Here is a 17,097-nt window from a genome sequence, read left to right on the forward strand (position 1 = left end):
GCTTTTTCGGTCATAATGCAGACAGCATCTATGAGGGCGAGCGGAGGCTGAAGCGTTGCGAGCACGGATTGCGCCGAAGATTAAGTTACAGAAGCATATTGCGGACAGGCTGCTGCTCGCCGTGGACCTTGCCGGCACGTTCGTCTTCGCCGTCGGCGGCGCGATGGCGGGCATCCGGAGCCACCTGGATGTCTTTGGCGTGATGGTCGTCTCATTCGCCTCGGCGGCGGGCGGCGGCATCATTCGCGATCTGCTGATCGGCGCGGTCCCGCCGGCGTCGATCCGCGACCGCCGCTACGCTCTCGCCGCCTTCGCGGGCGGCGCCGTTGTGTTTTTTCTGCATCGTTACGTGGGGGAGATCCCTTATCCGATGATGATCGGTTTTGATGCGGCGGGATTGGCGCTGGTGGCCGTTTCGGGCGCGGCGAAGGCGCTGGATCATAAGATCGACCCGTTCATGTCGGTCCTGCTCGGCGCGATCTCCGGATCGGGCGGCGGCACGATCCGGGATGTCCTTCTCACCCATGTCCCGGCCATCCTGCGCGTGGACGTCTACGCCGTCGCCGCGCTCGCGGGCGCCGGCGTGATGGTCGCCGGAATCCAGCGCGGCCTGCCCCGCAACGTAATGATGGGCGTCGGCTTCGCCGTTTGCTTTCTCCTGCGCGTGGTCAGTGTCTGGCGGCACTGGAACCTGCCCACGGTAAGCGGGCCGTAATGCGCCGGGAGGCTTCGTGTCAAACCCAAAGGCCCGCCAGAAGAAACAAAGATCGGATCTTTATCATCCTCCCTCGGAACGGCGATAACGGATTGTCGGTCGCGGCCTCGGGGCCGCGCCGCAATCTGCGATAGGGGTGTTTTATGTATAGATCCACCAGTCTCCGAGTTGTTCAGACGCCTTCGGAAGGCGTCGCGTCTCCAATGATCGGCCGGGCGCGCCGCGCCTGGTCAAGACGTTCGACAGGAGAATCCCTTGAAGCCAAGACCCGAACGCGGAGCGAAGCGTCGCTCCGTGACCCCGCAGTGGTTCCAGTGTGTCCATTGCGGCCAGCCGGTCGTTCCCGACGCCTGCGGTACGGAGCACCGTAACCATTGTTCCCGATGCTTATGGAGCAAGCATGTCGACGACGCTCCCGGTGACCGCGCGGCGGACTGCGGCGGCGCGATGGAGCCCGTCGCCGTGTGGGTGCGCAAGGGCGGGGAGTGGGCGATCATCCATCGCTGCGTCCGCTGCGGCGCCATGCACTCCAACCGCATTGCCGGCGACGACAGCGAGCTTGTTCTGATCTCGCTCGCCGTGCGGCCCCTCAGCCAGCCGCCGTTTCCATTGGAGCGGCTGGCCGGGCAGGAATGATTGTCAAAAAAAACGCCTCTCGGCATATGCGCCGAGAGGCGTTTTTTTTGCCGCCGTTGCGGCATTCGCCGCCATTCGAGAAGGATTGTTTATCTCGCAAAGCGAACTTCCTGTAAATGTCCGATTAATTGAACAAAGGTATTTCTCGCATGAACGCCCTCTTTCACGCGCCATTCTTCGATATCTCCATGAAGGCTTTTTTCGTCGCTCTCTGTGTCGGCCTGCCGTCCGCGCTTGTCGCGGCGCCGGCGGACGCCGCGCCGATCGTGATCGACATCGGCGCCTTGAATATCCCGGCGGGCGGGGACGCCACGCCCTATGTGAATAAGATCCTGATGAACGCCGATCGCGGCAAGTCTTATAAGATTGTTTTCCCACAGCGCACGTATGACTTTTATCCGGACAAGGCGTTCGAGAAGTTCGCCTTTATCTCCAACAACAATAGCGGCCTGCGCCGCACGGCGTTCCCGATCATCGGCCTGAAGAATATCCAGATCGAGGGAAACGGATCGCTGTTCTTATTCCATGGCAAGATGATCCCCTTTCTCATCGAGGATTCGACCAACGTCTCGCTGACGAACTTTCAGATCGACTGGGCGGACCCGCTGCACTTTGAGGCGACGGTGATCGCGAGCGATCCGGAGCGCCATACGTTCGATGTCAAAGTGCTCGATGAGGTCAAGTACTCCATTCGCAATCACACGCTCACATATCACGGGTACGAATGGGATCAGGCGCTCCAGTACAGCTACTTCTTCGACTCCCAAACGAAGCGCCCTTTGTACGATATCGGCCGCTACGCCGTGGACCGGGACGCCCAAGTTGAGGAGCTGTCGCCGGGCGTGCTGCGCGTGTCCGGCGCCGGAAACCGGGCGCTTCCCGTGGGAGCCGTCTGGATCGATTACACCGGGCGGGATGTTCCTGGGATCCGCGTACTGCGCTGCGCCGATGTGACTATCGAGGACGTGACGCTGCGGCACGCGCTGGGGATGGGGCTGATCGCCGAGCGCACCAAAAATATCACGCTCAACCGATACAATGTGACGCTGCCGCCGGGTTCAAAGCGGCTGGTGACGCTGACGGCCGACGCGACGCACTTCGTCAACTGCAAAGGGAAGCTGGAGATTGAGAACGGCGTGTTTGAGAACATGCTGGACGACGCCGCGAATATCCACGGCATTTATGAAGAGGTGGTGGATTACCTTGGCGATCGTGTCATTGGCGTTCGTCTCAAGCACATCGAGCAAAACGGATTCACATTCGCGGAGCCGGGAGACCGGATCGGCTTTATCGACAGTCAGACGATGATGCCGGTGATGAGCGCCAGAGTCGTCCATATTACTCCGGTCAATTCAAAGTACACGCTGATCGAATTTGACAAGAAAATCAAAGGCAATCTGCCGGCGAAGGCGGCTGTGGAGAACTTAACCTGGAGTGTGGACAGCGCGACGATCAAAAACTGCACGGTGCGTCAAAACCGAGCCCGCGCGATCTTGATCCAGACAACCGGCAAGGTCGTTGTCGAAAACTGCTACTTCAGTCCAACCATGGATGGGATCATCATCGGCGGGGAATCCGATTACTGGTTCGAATCCGGCCCCGTGAACGATGTGGTGATCCGCCATAACGTCTTCGAGGACTTCGGGACCGAGGGCGTCTCCTACGCGCTCAATATCGACCCGTCGATCAAAGACGAGAACTTGAGCGCCGGCTTCTTTCACAAAAACGTCGTCTTTGAGAACAACACCATCAAGACGTTCGACACGCCGATCGTCCACGCGAAATCCATCGACGGCCTGACGATCCAGGGCAATGTCGTGACGAAGACAAACACGCATCCGGGCTTCTCCCAGGACGCCGCGCAGTACCGTGTGCGATCTTCGCAAAACGTCATAATCGCCGGAAACCGCAACACCGACGGCTCCGAGCCGACGGTGAAGTAGGGACGGGGCCTGATGAGCCCCTATGGCAGTTCGCTGAGCATCCAGTAGTGGTTCAGGGCGGCCATGGTCTCGATGAAGCTGGTCAGCGTGACGGGCTTGAGGATATAGCCGGCGACATTCAGCTCGTAGGCGGCGACTTTGTCGCGGTCTTCGTCGGAGGTGGTCAGAACGACGACGGGGATCTTTTGCAGCTTGGCGTCGCCGCGCAATTCGCGCAGAAACTCGATACCGTTCATCTTCGGCATGTTGAGGTCCAGAAGGATCAGGCGGCGGTCCTCGGGAATCGCCGGCGGGGCGCCGTTGACGCCGCGCAGCATGTCGAGCGCCTCCAGGCCGTTGCCGGCGATATAAAGGGGGTTGACGACGTTGTTGCGCTTGAACGAGCGCTGGACGTTCATGACGTCCACTTCGTCATCCTCCACAAGCAGGATGTTCAGAATCTTATTCGACATTCGCGTGCGTATCTTTCCGTGATGACTTTGGCCAGGTGAACCGAAACGTCGTCCCGCCGCTCGGCGGGGACTCGACTATGACCTGGCCGCCTTGCTCCTCGACAATCTTTTTCACCAGCGACAGCCCGATGCCGGTGTTTTCCATCTTATCGCGCGCCAGCAGCGTCTGGAAGATCGTGAAGATCTTCTGATGATACTGCGGTTCGATCCCCGGGCCGTCGTCCGCGACGGAGAACTGGTAAAAGCTCCCCAGGTCTTCCGAGGCGATCGTGATCTGTCCATCCTGGCGATGATGATGTTTTACCCCATTGCCGATCAAATTCAAAAATACTTGCTGTAACCGCAGGCGCTCGGCGACGATTGCCGGCATGCCGGGGCCAATCACAAAATGAAAGGTCTTCGGCGCGGCGAGCAGGTCGATCGTTTCCTGAATGAGCGCGCCAACATCCACGCGCTCCGGCGGGACGAGGACCCGCCCCACGCGGGCGTATTGCAGCAGGCCGTCGATCAGGCCCTCCATGCGGCTGACGCGGCCGCTGAGACGTTTGAGCTGACCCGCGATCTCCGGCGTGAGCTGCGCGCCCAGGTCTTCATGGATCCAATTGGCGATGGTGGCGATCCCGCGCAGCGGCGCTTTCAAATCGTGGGAGGCGACATAGGCGAACTGGTCGAGCTCCGCGTTGCGCCGTTCAAGCTCCGCGTTCTTCGCCTCCAGATTGCGCCGCTGCTCGTCGAGGATTGTCAGCATGCTGGTGCGGTCCATGGCGTTGCGCACGGCGCGCGCGACTTCCTCGGGGCCGGCTTGCCCCTTGATCAGATAGTCCTGCGCGCCGAGCTTCATTGCTTGCAGGGCGACGCTCTGGCTGGCGACGCCGGTGAGCAGGACGATTGGGAAGACGCCGAACGGCGACGCCTCGCGCAGCGCCTCCAGCACCTCCACGCCGTTCATATCCGGCATTTGATAGTCCAGCAGAACGCAGTCCGGCCGATGATCGAAATAGCGCTGAAGGCCCTCTTCGCCCGTCTCGGCTTCCACGAACGTATTGGCGTAATCCGTCTCCGCCTGAAGGCAGCGCCGGAAAACCGCGCGGTCTTCGGGAGTGTCGTCGATGATCAGGATTTCGCGCGGCATGCGGGATGTCATAGTGCGCGCTCGGCGCGGATGTTGCGCCGGGCTTCTCCGTTCTAACGCGGCTGAGCCAGCGTGAAGTAAAACGTCGTTCCAGCGCCGGGGGCGCTGTCGATCCAGATCGCGCCGTCGTGGCGCTCGACGATGCGTTTGACGATCGTCAGGCCCGCGCCGCTGCCGCCGCCGTACTTATCGCGTCCATGCAGTCGCCGGAAGATCTGGAACACATCGCCCCAGCGCCGCTCCGGAATCCCAATGCCGTTGTCCCGGACCCAGAGGACGAGAGGCGCGGCCTCGCCGTCCTCCTCGCCGGGCGGGCGTATGGAGCCGTCATCCGCATACCCCAGCTCAATCCATCCGCCGTCCTCATCCCGGTACTTCAGCGCATTGCCGATCAAGTTCTGGTAGACGTGGGCGATGCGCACGTGGTCGGCGAGAAGGGTGGGCAGCGGGCGTGGAATACGCAGCTCCACGCCGCGCTGCTCCATCTGCGCGTGAAGGATCCGCGCCGTATCTTCCACGACTTTATTCAGATCCACCGGCTCGAACTCCAGATCGACGCGGCCGACGCGAGAATACTCCAGAAGCGAATCGATCAATGTCTCCATGCGGATCGTGAGGCCGGAGAGCGTCGCGAGCTGTTCGCGTCCTTCGCCCACCAGCGCTTCCGCCTGGTCCTCGGCCAGAATGCTCGCGTAGTTGCGGACGCCGCGCAGCGGCTCCTTCAGATCGTGCGAGACGATGTACGCAAAGGCGTCCAGCTCCGCGTTGCTGGACTGCAATTCGCGGTTGAGGCGGCTGACATCGCCGAAGGCGCGGCGCAGGGCGGCGCTGAGCAGCGCGGCTCGCAGCTCGGCCGCCGCGGTCAGGTCGGCGGCGCGCCAGGCCAGCGATCGTCCCCGCACCGACTGTTTCCACAGCTCAAACGACTTGCGCGGATGCAGAACCATCGAGTCGCCCTCGGGATCGACGGGCTTATGCGGATCGCCGGCCCAGTCGACCGTCCGGATCACCTCGGGGCGGAACCATACAAAGCAGTCGCCTCGGTCACGGTCGATAAAGAGGGCGAGCATCCCGCTCGCGGTCTCGGGAGCGATCTCCAGCGCGGGGATGGAGGCCGCCAGAGAATCCGTGGCGTAACTCTCCTCCTCCGGGCGCGTCTTCAGCCACTCCACGATGGCCGGGAGATCGGCAGGCGCCGGCGCCTGACCGATGCGCGCGATCTCTCCGCCGATGCAGACCGCCGCGCCCGTCGCGTCGAAGAGGCCGAGCAGATCGCTTTCCAGCGACTGCGGGAAGCGATCGCTCGCGTTCCAGTCGCGCAGGCCGTCTTGAAGGCGCAGACGGATATCGCGCAGGCGCGCGACATAGCGCTGCTCTTCAACATCCTCACTGGCCGCGATCTGGATGGAGAGGATCTGTCCCAGAAACTCGCAGGCGGCGCGTGTCTCATACGACACAAAGCGCGCGGTCTCATGGTGACACGCGATCAGCCCCCAGAGCTTGTCGCCGCGCATGATGGAGACGGACATCGACGCGCCGACGCCCATATTCTTGAGATACTGGATATGAATGGGCGAGACGCTGCGCAGCACCGAATGGCTCAGGTCCAATGGCTCGCCGCTGTCCGGGGCCGCCAGCAGGTCCGCCGGCGTGTAAGAAACATCCGAGGCGATCCGCAGCCAGTTGCGCGTGTAGAGCGCGCGCGCCTGACTGGGGATGTCCGACGCGGGGTAACGCAGCCCGAAGAACGGCGCCATGTCCGCGCGCTTCGATTCGGCGATTACCGTGCCGTTCCACTCCTCATCGAACCGGTACCCCATCACCCGATCAAAGCCCGTGATGCGGCGGACCTCCTCGGCGGCGAACTGGCAAAGAGCGTCCACTCCGGATGTTTTTTGGAGGCGGGTAAGCGAGTCCCGGACGGCGTGATAGAAGCCCAGAAACTCCACTCCGCGTCCGCCCACCGACGGCTCCAGCTCCATAATGAGCGCCTGATCCGTTCGGTGTACGATGCCGTCAAAACTGGACGCGCCGTTCGGCGTGTTCAGCGTGAGCTTGACCGGGTTCATACGGCTCGGGTCGAGGCCGCCCAAACAGGTGCGCAGGTGCAGGATCCCGCGCGCGCCCAGCAGCGCCGATCCGTCCGCGCCGAGCAGTGATGCGGCGGGAATTCCAAACAGCGCCTCGGTGTTGTCGCTGATGTGGGTCAGTCGAAGCTGCGGGACGGCGAAGGCGAGCAGCGCGCCGTGCGGCTGGACGCGGCCCGGGATATGAATCGGTTCGCGATCGCAGTTTGTCAGGTCGATCGCCGCTCCGGTCGTGGAAGCTTCAGGCATCAAATTCCTCGTGTGGGGATTCGTCACAGAGCCACGTTTCGAGCGTGCGGAAGACGCCTTGCGCCACCCGCGTCATGGCTTCCTGTTCGGTGGGAGAGAGAAGCGCCCCGTCGATCGCCGCGCACAGCGCGCGCCAATGGGAGCCCGTCCGCGCGCCGTATCCCTCGAAGAACGCCGTCGGCGGCGCTTCGCTCCCATACATTTCGTGAATTCGGCGGCGGATGATCTGTCCGCCGAGCGTCGATCCTTCCGTGACATAGAGGCAGCCCAGGATCTCGGCGCGAGTTTCGGGGCGCGGAGCGCCGGGGCAGCGCGCGAGCCGCTCGCATTGGCGCGCCGGGACGCCCATCGCGGCCAAGTCGTCGATCAGGCGAGGAAGGCGGACGCGCGATTCCCAGTGCAGCGAGTCGGGGAGCAGTGAGGCGCTCCGTTTCAAGGCCGCTTCATAAGGCGCATAAAAGCCATGGAAGCGCTCCAGAAGCCGGCGATAAGAGCGCGCCGTGGCGCATCGCGCGTGGATATCGAGCCTGTCTTCCAGGCGCTGGTGGTCTTGTCGAGTTTCGCGGCGCAGAAGTTCGATGGACATATGGCGTTCCCAGCGGGGCGCATGAGCGCCAATAGAAATTATGTACCACAAATTGGCGCCGTGAGTCGCGCGTTTGTAAAATATCGTCGCGATTGCCAGGAAGATATGAAGCCTGTTTGCCGATAACTAAGAATGCAGGGGAATGTATCCGTTCGTGCGTCGCCGCCGGACGAGACCTAAGAAATGGGTGAGTGATAGTCGTGGATATTGCGATGATCAAGGATCAGGCCTGGGAAACGGCGCGTTTGGAAGAGCTTCATGCGTACGAGATTCTCGACAGCGAAGAAGAGGCGATCTATAGCGATTTGGCGAAGCTCGCCTCGCACATCTGCGGAGTCCCGATTGCGCTGATCACGTTCGTGGATGAGGGGCGCCAGTGGTTCAAGGCGAAGGTCGGGCTGGAGATTTCGGAGACGCCGCTCAGCATGGCCTTCTGCGCGCATGCGATCCTTCAAGATGACGTGCTGGTGGTTTCGGACACTACGCAGGACTTACGGTTTGCCGATAATCCATTTGTCACCGGCGATTCGCATATTCGTTTTTACGCCGGCGCGCCGCTCATCACTCCGTCGGGGTACGCCCTCGGGACCATCTGCGCCGTCGATACGGTCGTTCGCACGCTGGAGCCCGAACAAATTGAGGCGCTTGCGGCGCTGAGCCGGCAGGTGGTGAATCTGCTGGAGACGCGCCGCAAGCTGCGGCTGAGCGATGAAGCGCTGACGATGCGGGACGCCTCGGCGGCCGCGCTGCGCACGGGGCAGGGGCGCTCGCACGCGATTTTGAAATCGGCGCTGGACTGCATCATCTCTATCGACTCCTTCGGCAACATTCTTGAGTTCAATCCCGCCGCCGAGGAGACGTTCGGCTACACCGCTGAAGAGGCGATGGGCCGGGAGCTGGCGGCATTGATTGTCCCCGAGCGGTTCCGCGACGCGCATCGGCAGGGTTTGTCGCGCTGTTTGGAAACGGGGACTGGATCGCTGCTGGGGAGCCGCGTGGAGGTTGTCGCCCAGCGAAAAGACGGCGCCGAGCTTTCCGTCGAGCTCGCGCTGGTGGCGTTCGACAACGCCGGCAAAACCGAGTTCACGGCCTATCTTCGCGATATCACGGAACGTGTCGCGACGCTGGAGGCGCTCCAGGCGAGCGAGCGGCAGTTCCGCGCCGTTTTCGACAGCGCGCTGGACGCCATTTTGGTCTCCAGCAACGGCGAATTTGTCTACGCCAACTCCTCGCTTTTGAACTTGTTCGGTTTCCTCTCCGAGGAGGAGCTGGCCAAGGTTCCCATGTGGACGCTGGTCGCTCCCGAGGACCGGGAGATGGTGGCGACGCGCGGGATGCTGCGCGCGCAGGGACATGATGTCCTGGCGTCCTATGAAGTGCGCTGCGTACGCGCCGACGGCAGCATGATCGATGTGGAGCTTTACGCGTCGGCGTACACCTATCAAGGCCGGAACTATTCGGTCGTGAGCCTGCGCGACATTACCGACCGCAAGCGCATGGAGGAGGCGATCTCCGAGAGTGAGGAGCGTTACCGGCTGCTCGCGGAGTTCGGCTCGGATATTATCACGGTCATCGCGTTCGACGGCACCGTCCTTTATGAAAGCCCGTCGCTGACGCGCGTCCTCGGGTATGAGCCTTCGGAGTTCGTGGGCAGCGCCAGCGCGCGCGTCATCCATCCGGAGGATCTCGAACTGGTCAACATGGCGTTTCACGACGCCATGTGGAAGGGCGGGTTCGCCGAACCCGTCACCTATCGGATCCGCCACAAGAATGGCTCCTGGCGCTATCTGGAGATGACGGGCAATACGCTCACCGGACATCCGACCATGGAAGGCATGATCGTTCATTCCCGCGATGTCACCGACCGGCGCCTGGCCCAGATCGAGCTGGAAAGCGCGCATGAGTATCTGGAAGCGCGGGTCGAGGAGCGCACGGCCGCCGTGGAGGAGGCGAACGCCAGCCTTCAGGCGGAAATCGCGGAGCGCATGGAGATCGAGAGGACGCTGCGCGCGACGGAGGAGAAGTTCCGAGGGATTTTTGAGAACGCCAGCGAGGGCATCTTCCAAACCACGCCCGAAGGAAAGTACATCAGCGCCAATCCGGCGCTCGCGCGCATCTACGGCTACTCCACACCCGCCGATCTGGTCGCGGGCCTTACGGACATCGCGGATAAGCTTTATGTTTCTCCGGGGCGCCGCCAGGAGTTCGTGGCGCGAATTTCGGACGACGGATCCGTTTCAAATTTCGAGTCCCAGGTGCTGCGCGCGGACGGCGAAGTGGTTTGGATCTCGGAAAACGCGCGCGTGGTTCGCGGCGACGAAGGCGAGATCCTTTACTATGAAGGAACCGTTGAGGACATCACGCAGCGCAAAGTGCTGGAGGTGGAGCGCGAAAGCATGCTTCGTGAAGCGATCGAGCGCGCCGATCACGATCCGCTGACGGGCTTGCTCAATCATCGCGCCTTCCACAAGCGCTGGAACGAGGAAGCGGACCGCGCCCAGCGCGACGGCTCGCCTCTGGGCGTCGCGATCCTCGACCTGGACAACTTCTCGTTTTTCAATGATGCGTACGGCCACGCCGTCGGCGACGATGTCCTGCGCCGCGTCGCCCAGACCCTGGTGGCGTGCTGCCGTGGCTACGATATCCTGGGACGGTACGGCGGCGATGAGTTTATTATGATCCTGCCCGGGATGGACGCCGATGAGATGGTGATCCTGGAAGAGCGCCTGAACGACGGGCTTTCCCGCACCGGCTTCCGTCCGCCGGGCTCGGACAATTTGATTCCGCTGACGGTTTCGATCGGCGCCGCGGTCTTCCCCGACGACGGCGGCAGCCGGACCGACGTGCTGGCCTGCGCCGCCGAGCGGCTGGGGCGCGCGAAATCCGGCGGCGGCGGCGGCGCTTCGGACACGGTGCGCGCCGCGCTGAACCGCACGGTGGAAGGCTTCCCGATGCTGAACGCGCTCGTGAGCGCCGTGGACAACAAAGACCGCTACACAAGGCGCCATTCCGAGGATGTGCTGGTCTACTGTCTGGAGATCGCCGAGGAAATGGGGATGGACGACGCCGCGAAGCAGAGGATCGAGATCGCCGCGCTGCTGCACGATGTCGGCAAGATCGGTGTCCCCGACGATATCCTGCGCAAGCCCGGGAAGCTGACCGACGAGGAGTTTGAAGCGGTCAAGCAGCATCCGACGATCGGCGCCGTGATCGTCGGCGCCGTGCCGGGCCTGTCGGATACGCTGGACGCCGTGCGCCATCACCATGAACGCTGGGATGGGCGAGGCTATCCGGCGGCGCTGCGCGGCCTGGAGATACCGCTCATCGCCCGCGTGATGGCGGTCGCCGACGCCTTCAGCGCCATGACCACCAACCGGCCGTATCGCAAAGGCATGCCCGAGGAAAAAGCGCTCGCGATTCTTGCGGACGGCGCCGGAACGCAGTGGGATCCCGCCTGCGTCCAGGCGTTCCTGGCGGCGCATCCGCCCGCGCCGATGGTCTCCGACGAGGGCGAAGCCCGTCTGGCGGAAGAGCCGCCGGCGGATAATTAGGATTGTTACGCTCCAAAGAAGAAAGGCGCCAGGACCCCCTGGCGCCTTTCTTGTTACTTCCGGCGCTCCCGCCTCGTCCTCTCCAGTTTCCCCGTATTCCCGCCGATAATGGATCTATCCGAAACACCGTTTTGTGAGCACATGTCGATGTGCGAGGATCTGTTCTTGGCTACTACAATCGAAACTAAATTGAAACAAGAGCGCCTGCTGCGCATCATTGAGGACGAGCTGCAGGACTTGCCTCCGCTGCCCGCCGTGGTTGTGCGCGTGATGCAGACGATCAACGACCCGACGACGTCGGCGTCCGACCTGAACCGCTTGATTTCCAGCGACCAGGCGATCGCGAGCAAAGTTCTGCGTCTCGTCAACTCGTCCTACTATGGGTTCCCTCGCCGGATCACCACGATTACGCATGCGGTGGTCATCCTTGGCTTCAACACCGTGCGCAATCTGGTGACGTCGCTGGGCGTGTTCAACAGTTTTGATGGCGATGGAACGCCGACCGCCCTGGACCGAAACGCCTTCTGGGCGCATTCGATCGGGACCGCGGTCGCGGCGAGCGTGATCGCCAAGCGCAAGGCGATCCCCACAAAGCTCGCCGAGGAAGTGTTTGTCGGCGGCCTGCTGCACGATATCGGCAAGCTTTTCCTGGACCAGTATTTCCCCGACCAGTATGCGATCTCCATTAAGCTGGCCCGCGCGGCGAAGATCTCCATCTGGGATTCCGAAAAGACGGCGCTGGGGGTGGGGCACGCTCTCGTCGGCAAGCGCATCGCGGAGAAGTGGAACCTGCCGCCTTCGCTGACGTCCATGGTGACCCTGCACCATCAGCCGGCGTTCGCCAAGGATCACTTTGAAATCACGGCGATCGTTCACGCCGCCGACAGGATCGCGCACAAGCTGAAGCTGGGATTTGCCGGCGACGACTTGGTGCCGACGCTCGCTCCGGAAGTCCAGCAGTGGCTCGCGCTGCCGCCGGCGACCTGGGAGAGCATCGAGGCGGAAACGATGCAGAAGTTTGAAGATGCGAAAGAGTTTATGAAGATGGCTACGGGGGCCTGACGCTATCCCGCGAAATCAATTCGAAACCAAAAGTTGGAACATGCGATATGGCGACAACAATAGAAACGAAACTTAAGCAGGAAGCCCTGCTGGCGGTCATCGCCAATGAGCTCCAGGACCTGCCGCCGCTCCCGGCCGTGATTGTGCGCGTGATGCAGACCATCAACGATCCGCGAACTTCCGCGCAGGACTTGAACCGGCTGATCTCGGCAGATCAGGCAATCACATCCAAGATCCTGCGGCTGGTGAACTCCTCCTACTACGGCTTCCCGCGCAAGGTCTCCACGGTGACCGACGCCGTCGTCATTCTTGGGTTCAACACGGTCCGCGACCTGACGACTTCCATCGGCGCGTTCAACGCCTTCCGCGCCCGGCGCGGCTCCACGGCGCTGGACCGCGAGATGTTCTGGGCGCACTCCATTGCGGTCGGCGTGGCGGCGGGAGTGATCGGCCGTCAGAAAAAGCTTTCGTCCAAAGCGCAGGAAGAGCTGTTTGTCGGCGGTCTGATGCACGATATCGGCAAGCTGTTCCTGGACCAGTTCTTCCCGGATCAGTACGCGATTGTCCTGAAACTCGCCTTGGCCGCGAACATCTCGATCTGGGAGTCCGAAAAGAAGGCGCTCGGCGTAGGCCATGCGCTCGTCAGCAAGCGAATCGCCGAGAAGTGGAACCTGCCGCCGACACTGACGGCCATGATCGCGCTGCATCACCAGCCGACCTCCGCCGGAGAGCACGTGCAGATCGCCGCCGTCATTCACGCCGCCGACATCGTCGCGCGCCGCCTCGCCCTGGGTAACGGCGGCGACCGCATGATCCCGACGATGGCGCCCGAAGTGGAGAAGTGGCTTGGCTTTGGACCGCAAGCCTGGGAAGCGATCGACGGCGAAACAAAGCGCAAATTCCAGGACTGCCAGGAATTCCTCAAGATGGCGGCCGGTTAACGGCCGCCGCTTGCCCGGTCGATTTACCGGAAAATCACAAAATCGCGCAAGTCTTCTTTATTCTTCATGTGATCTTCATGTTCCCTTGGTACAATAAATAGATCCTGCACCGGACAGCCCGATGCGGACAATCTCTCTTAAAACGCCCAAGGATTCCTTCATGAAAGTCAACAAAACTCACGTCCGTCACACCGTTTCAGGTTTCACGTTGATTGAACTTCTCGTTGTAATCGCCATCATTGCGATTCTTGCCGCCATTCTTTTCCCCGTCTTCGCCAAAGCCCGCGAAAAAGCCCGCCAGATCAGCTGCTCCAGCAACCTGCGCCAGATCGGTTTGGGATTTACGCAGTACGTGCAGGACAACGACGAACTGTATCCTGCGGTTAACGGCGCGAGTAATAATATCAATGCCGGCGCATTGCAATATTGGCCTTATGCAATTTATCCCTACATCAAGAGCACTGGTGTGTATCGTTGTCCAGACGACACTCAGCCAAACGCTAATAGTTATGTCGCTAATAACTACTCGTCGCTTCAGTCGCTGGCGGCTATTCCCGCTCCATCAGTAACAATATTGGCGGCGGATGGGAGCAGCAGTGGAACCGATGCCAACAAGGCGCCAACAAATACGGCGACAGGGAATGGATTAAACGCGGATTATTCCTTGTGGTGCGAAGGATGGCGATTGGTAAACTCAGATCATGGCATTTCTCGCCATATGGGGCGCGCGAACTTTCTGTACTTTGATGGCCATGTGAAAATTAGTCCAGTTCTTCCTATCCCGACCAGTGGAGCCGCTCCAACACCAGCCCAAATGGATCAAGCATTGCCCATCACTCCCAACATTGTCCCTGAAGGCCAGTCGATGAGTGGATGCACTGCCTGGGTTCCTTAACACCCTGATACCCGTACGTACAAAAGCCCCCTGGAGACTTCGAGGAAGTCCTCAGGGGGCTGTGCTTTGTCGCTGTGTTACCGCCCTGCGCCCCAGGCTTCTTTCGTCTCGGCGCCGCCCGCAAACAAATCTTCAATCTTTTCTGCATCGCCGTCCGCGATCGCCTGTTCCAGTGCGTTCAATTCTCCCCGGAACTCAGCAATCGCCGCCAGGACGGCGTTTTTGTTTGTCAGGCAGATGTCGCGCCAGATGGGGGCGGGGGAGGCGGAGACGCGGGTCATATCGGCGAAGCTGCCGGCGGAGAGGCGCGGGGTCTGTGGCAGGCGCCGTGCGGCGGTGGCGGCGCTGCGCATGAGGGAAGTGGCGAGGACGTGGGGCAGGTGGCTTGTGACGGCGACCATGGCGTCGTGCGCTTTGGGGTCGAGCAGCAGAGTCGTGGCGCCGACTTCCTGCGCCAGTGCGGTGACGCCGCGCAGGGCAACGGGATCGGTGGTGTCGGTGGGAGTGATCGCCCAGGTGGCTTCCTGGTAGAGCAGGGCGGTGGCGGCTTCGACGCCGCCGCGTTCGGAGCCGGCCATCGGATGGCTGCCGACGAAACGCGGAAAATCTCCGGCGGCTTCGACAATGGTCGTCTTGGTGCTGCCGACATCGGTAACGATGGCGCCGGGTTTGACGGCTTTCAGAACGCCGGGAAGGATTTCGAGGATATGGCCGATGGTCGAGCAGAGAACGACCACATCGGCGTCGGCGACGCCGGCGGCGATATCGGTCTGGAAGGTGTCGATCGCGCCGAGAGAGACGGCCGTCGCGAGACGACCGGCGTCACGGCCGACGCCGATCACGCGGTGCGCGAGGCGGCGCTGGCGCAAGGCCAGACCGAGGGAGCCGCCCATCAGGCCGACTCCCACGATTGCGACAGTTCCGAAACGGGTGGGAAAGCTTCCTTCTCCGCTCATAGGCTTAGAGTGTGCGCCCCACGGCGGTGCAGATCGGGGCAAGATCCTGCATCAGCTTCACGAAGGCTTCCGGCAGCAGCGACTGCGCGCCGTCCTTCAGCGCCTTCTCCGGGTTCGGGTGCACTTCGATGATCAGGCCGTCCGCGCCGGCGGCGACGGCCGCGCGCGAGACCGCGCTCACCAGGCTCGCCTTGCCGGTCGCGTGGGACGGGTCGGCAATGACGGGCAGGTGGGAGAGTTCTTTCAATGCGGGGATCGCGTTGATATCGAAGGTGTTGCGCGTGTAGGTCTCAAAGGTGCGAATGCCGCGCTCGCAGAGCATGATATTCTTGTTGCCCTGGTTGGCGATGTACTCGGCGGCCTGGAGCCACTCTTCGATCGTCGCCGCCATGCCGCGCTTCAGTAGGGCCGGGGTCTGGGTCTTGCCGATCTCGTTCAGCAGGCTGAAGTTCGCCATGTTGCGCGTGCCGATCTGGAGGATATCGGCGTACTGGCAGACCATCTCCACGTCGCGGACGTCCATGACTTCCGTGATGATCGGCATGTTCAGCTCTTCGCGCGCCGCCGCCAGCATCTTGAGCGCCGCCTCGCCATGTCCATGGAAGGAGTAGGGGCTGGTGCTCGGCTTGAACGCGCCGCCGCGCAGAATGGTCGCCCCGGCGGCCTTCACGGCGCGCGCGGCTTCCATGAGCTGCTCTTCGGTCTCGACGGTGCACGGTCCCGCCATCATCACGACCGAGCTCGGATCGCCGATCTTGATCCCGCGAACGTCAATGACCGTGGGCTCCGGATGGAACGCCTTGTTGACGACTTTGTAAGGTTTGGAGACGGGAACGACCTTCTCGACATAGGCCAGGGCTTCAAATTGCTCCATGACCGCCGCCTTCTGTGTCGCGTCCGCCGGGACGCCCACGGCGCCGACAATCGTCCGCTCAACACCCTCAGAAAGATGCACGGCGTAGCCGCGATCCTCGAGCATTTGAGTAACGTGGGAAAGATTTTCTTTCGTCGCCTGTGACGAGAGTATGATGATCATGGAATTCCGCCCTGCACAAGATATTAGCGGAAAGTGTACCTGATTTTGGGGAGGGGAGTCAAGGTGGCGGGAAGCGGGCGGGCGGTATAATGGGTGAGATGTCATTCGTGAGTAAGGCGTTCGTCGCAATGAATTCGGGGGCTGGACTCGGGCCCCGCATTGAAATACGGGGCTGGGGGTGGCTTCGCCACCGACCGTCCGTGCCGGACGGAGGAATAAGAAACGTATACAAGCCTACTCTTCCGTCCAGCGCGGACGGTTGGCGTGAAGCGCCCTTAGCCCCGTATTTCAATGCGGGATGCCTGCCGATTATCAATTGTGGTGTGTTCACATTGCCAATGCCGAGGGATCATCATCATGGATAAGCGTAATAATATCGAGGTGTTCGTGCATTATGTTTGGACGACGGATCAGAGGCATCCGTTTCTTATGCCCGATATTGAAAATCGCGTCCATCGTTGTATTGCGAATGAATGCGTTCGTTTAAATTGTAAAGTGCTGTCGATTGGCGGCATGCCGGATCATGTCCATTTGGCGGTTTCGTTGCCCACGACCGTTACGATTGCAAAGGTAATGCATCAAGTTAAGGGCATTTCATCGCAATTCATCAAGAATGAATTACGCCCAGACGAATACTTTGCTTGGAGAGAAGGTTACGCGGCGTTTAGCTTCGGTCGTACTCATCTCAAAGCCGTCGTTAACTATATCGAAAATCAAAAAGAGCATCATGGATTTGGCAAAATATGGCCCGCCGTAGAATTAGGCGAATATGAACCGGATGACAACGCATCCTAAATCTTCCGTCCGGGACGGACGGTCGGTGGCGAAGCCACCCCCAGCCCCGTATTTCAATGCG

14 protein-coding genes are annotated in these 17,097 nt (G+C 61.4%); 8 read left to right on the forward strand and 6 right to left on the reverse strand.

All coding sequences use genetic code 11. The features are described from left to right. The first annotated feature begins 55 nt into the window (after positions 1–55). The 3 genes from D5261_RS12045 (at position 56) to D5261_RS12055 (ending at position 3,294) form a co-directional block, all read left to right on the forward strand. A complete protein-coding gene (locus D5261_RS12045) occupies positions 56–715 on the forward strand; it encodes a trimeric intracellular cation channel family protein (RefSeq protein WP_218025575.1) in 660 nt (219 codons plus the stop codon). Positions 716–970: 255 nt separating this feature from the next. Then, a complete protein-coding gene (locus D5261_RS12050) occupies positions 971–1,351 on the forward strand; it encodes an RNHCP domain-containing protein (protein ID WP_165864167.1) in 381 nt (126 codons plus the stop codon). Between the two features lie 149 nt (positions 1,352–1,500). Next, on the forward strand, positions 1,501–3,294 hold the full coding sequence (locus D5261_RS12055) for a right-handed parallel beta-helix repeat-containing protein (RefSeq protein ID WP_119321269.1): 1,794 nt from the start codon (positions 1,501–1,503) through the stop codon (positions 3,292–3,294). 20 nt (positions 3,295–3,314) lie between these two features. Here D5261_RS12055 and D5261_RS12060 read toward each other — a convergent pair whose 3' ends face one another. The 4 genes from D5261_RS12060 to D5261_RS12075 are packed head-to-tail and all read right to left on the reverse strand — an operon-like array spanning position 3,315 to position 7,800. Beyond that, positions 3,315–3,746, reverse strand: a complete 432-nt coding sequence (locus D5261_RS12060; RefSeq protein ID WP_119321270.1) for a response regulator — start codon at positions 3,744–3,746, stop codon at positions 3,315–3,317. Beyond that, positions 3,736–4,878: a hybrid sensor histidine kinase/response regulator gene (locus D5261_RS12065; protein ID WP_301002480.1), complete on the reverse strand. Its 1,143-nt coding sequence runs from the start codon at positions 4,876–4,878 to the stop codon at positions 3,736–3,738. The genes D5261_RS12060 and D5261_RS12065 overlap by 11 nt, the downstream gene beginning before the upstream one ends. A gap of 53 nt (positions 4,879–4,931) precedes the next feature. Continuing rightward, the gene (locus D5261_RS12070) at positions 4,932–7,214 is read right to left on the reverse strand and encodes an ATP-binding protein (protein WP_119321272.1); all 2,283 of its coding nucleotides are present in this window, start codon (positions 7,212–7,214) and stop codon (positions 4,932–4,934) included. Next, complete coding sequence (locus D5261_RS12075) at positions 7,207–7,800, reverse strand: biliverdin-producing heme oxygenase (RefSeq protein WP_119321273.1); 594 nt, start codon at positions 7,798–7,800, stop codon at positions 7,207–7,209. Before D5261_RS12075 ends, D5261_RS12070 begins: the two co-directional genes overlap by 8 nt. A gap of 212 nt (positions 7,801–8,012) precedes the next feature. Here D5261_RS12075 and D5261_RS12080 point away from each other — a divergent pair, with 212 nt between their 5' ends. The 4 genes from D5261_RS12080 to D5261_RS12095 all read left to right on the forward strand — a co-directional run bounded on the left by D5261_RS12080 (position 8,013) and on the right by D5261_RS12095 (position 14,249). After that, complete coding sequence (locus tag D5261_RS12080) at positions 8,013–11,351, forward strand: PAS domain S-box protein (RefSeq protein ID WP_119321274.1); 3,339 nt, start codon at positions 8,013–8,015, stop codon at positions 11,349–11,351. A gap of 165 nt (positions 11,352–11,516) precedes the next feature. Next, complete coding sequence (locus tag D5261_RS12085; protein ID WP_165864168.1) at positions 11,517–12,413, forward strand: HDOD domain-containing protein; 897 nt, start codon at positions 11,517–11,519, stop codon at positions 12,411–12,413. Between the two features lie 47 nt (positions 12,414–12,460). Further along, on the forward strand, positions 12,461–13,354 hold the full coding sequence (locus D5261_RS12090) for an HDOD domain-containing protein (RefSeq protein ID WP_119321276.1): 894 nt from the start codon (positions 12,461–12,463) through the stop codon (positions 13,352–13,354). Positions 13,355–13,514: 160 nt separating this feature from the next. Beyond that, positions 13,515–14,249 carry a DUF1559 family PulG-like putative transporter gene (locus D5261_RS12095; protein WP_125205953.1) on the forward strand — a complete coding sequence of 245 codons (735 nt, stop codon included), beginning with the start codon at positions 13,515–13,517 and terminating at the stop codon, positions 14,247–14,249. Between the two features lie 77 nt (positions 14,250–14,326). Here the strand turns inward: D5261_RS12095 and D5261_RS12100 are convergent, their stop codons facing one another. After that, the gene (locus D5261_RS12100; RefSeq protein ID WP_119321278.1) at positions 14,327–15,205 is read right to left on the reverse strand and encodes a prephenate dehydrogenase; all 879 of its coding nucleotides are present in this window, start codon (positions 15,203–15,205) and stop codon (positions 14,327–14,329) included. A gap of 4 nt (positions 15,206–15,209) precedes the next feature. Continuing rightward, positions 15,210–16,241: a 3-deoxy-7-phosphoheptulonate synthase gene (gene aroF / locus D5261_RS12105; RefSeq protein ID WP_119321279.1), complete on the reverse strand. Its 1,032-nt coding sequence runs from the start codon at positions 16,239–16,241 to the stop codon at positions 15,210–15,212. 357 nt (positions 16,242–16,598) lie between these two features. On the opposite strand from aroF, the gene tnpA reads away from it, so the two are divergent. Then, positions 16,599–17,036, forward strand: coding sequence for an IS200/IS605 family transposase (gene tnpA / locus D5261_RS12110; protein WP_165864169.1), 438 nt, complete (start codon positions 16,599–16,601; stop codon positions 17,034–17,036). Positions 17,037–17,097: the final 61 nt, after the last annotated feature.

Origin of the sequence: Capsulimonas corticalis (assembly GCF_003574315.2) — a bacterium.
GTDB classification, from domain to species: Bacteria; Armatimonadota; Armatimonadia; order Armatimonadales; family Capsulimonadaceae; genus Capsulimonas; species Capsulimonas corticalis.

What these genes read in the sequence shown, in the direction of transcription:
- D5261_RS12055 (WP_119321269.1), top strand. Translation starts at nt 1,501, where the DNA reads ATGAACGCCCTCTTTCACGCGCCATTCTTCGATATCTCCATGAAGGCT.
- tnpA (WP_165864169.1), top strand. Translation starts at nt 16,599, where the DNA reads ATGGATAAGCGTAATAATATCGAGGTGTTCGTGCATTATGTTTGGACG.
- D5261_RS12080 (WP_119321274.1), top strand. Translation starts at nt 8,013, where the DNA reads ATGATCAAGGATCAGGCCTGGGAAACGGCGCGTTTGGAAGAGCTTCAT.
- D5261_RS12100 (WP_119321278.1), bottom strand. Translation starts at nt 15,205, where the DNA reads ATGAGCGGAGAAGGAAGCTTTCCCACCCGTTTCGGAACTGTCGCAATC.
- D5261_RS12095 (WP_125205953.1), top strand. Translation starts at nt 13,515, where the DNA reads ATGAAAGTCAACAAAACTCACGTCCGTCACACCGTTTCAGGTTTCACG.
- D5261_RS12065 (WP_301002480.1), bottom strand. Translation starts at nt 4,878, where the DNA reads ATGCCGCGCGAAATCCTGATCATCGACGACACTCCCGAAGACCGCGCG.
- D5261_RS12075 (WP_119321273.1), bottom strand. Translation starts at nt 7,800, where the DNA reads ATGTCCATCGAACTTCTGCGCCGCGAAACTCGACAAGACCACCAGCGC.
- D5261_RS12070 (WP_119321272.1), bottom strand. Translation starts at nt 7,214, where the DNA reads ATGCCTGAAGCTTCCACGACCGGAGCGGCGATCGACCTGACAAACTGC.
- aroF (WP_119321279.1), bottom strand. Translation starts at nt 16,241, where the DNA reads ATGATCATCATACTCTCGTCACAGGCGACGAAAGAAAATCTTTCCCAC.
- D5261_RS12060 (WP_119321270.1), bottom strand. Translation starts at nt 3,746, where the DNA reads ATGTCGAATAAGATTCTGAACATCCTGCTTGTGGAGGATGACGAAGTG.
- D5261_RS12090 (WP_119321276.1), top strand. Translation starts at nt 12,461, where the DNA reads ATGGCGACAACAATAGAAACGAAACTTAAGCAGGAAGCCCTGCTGGCG.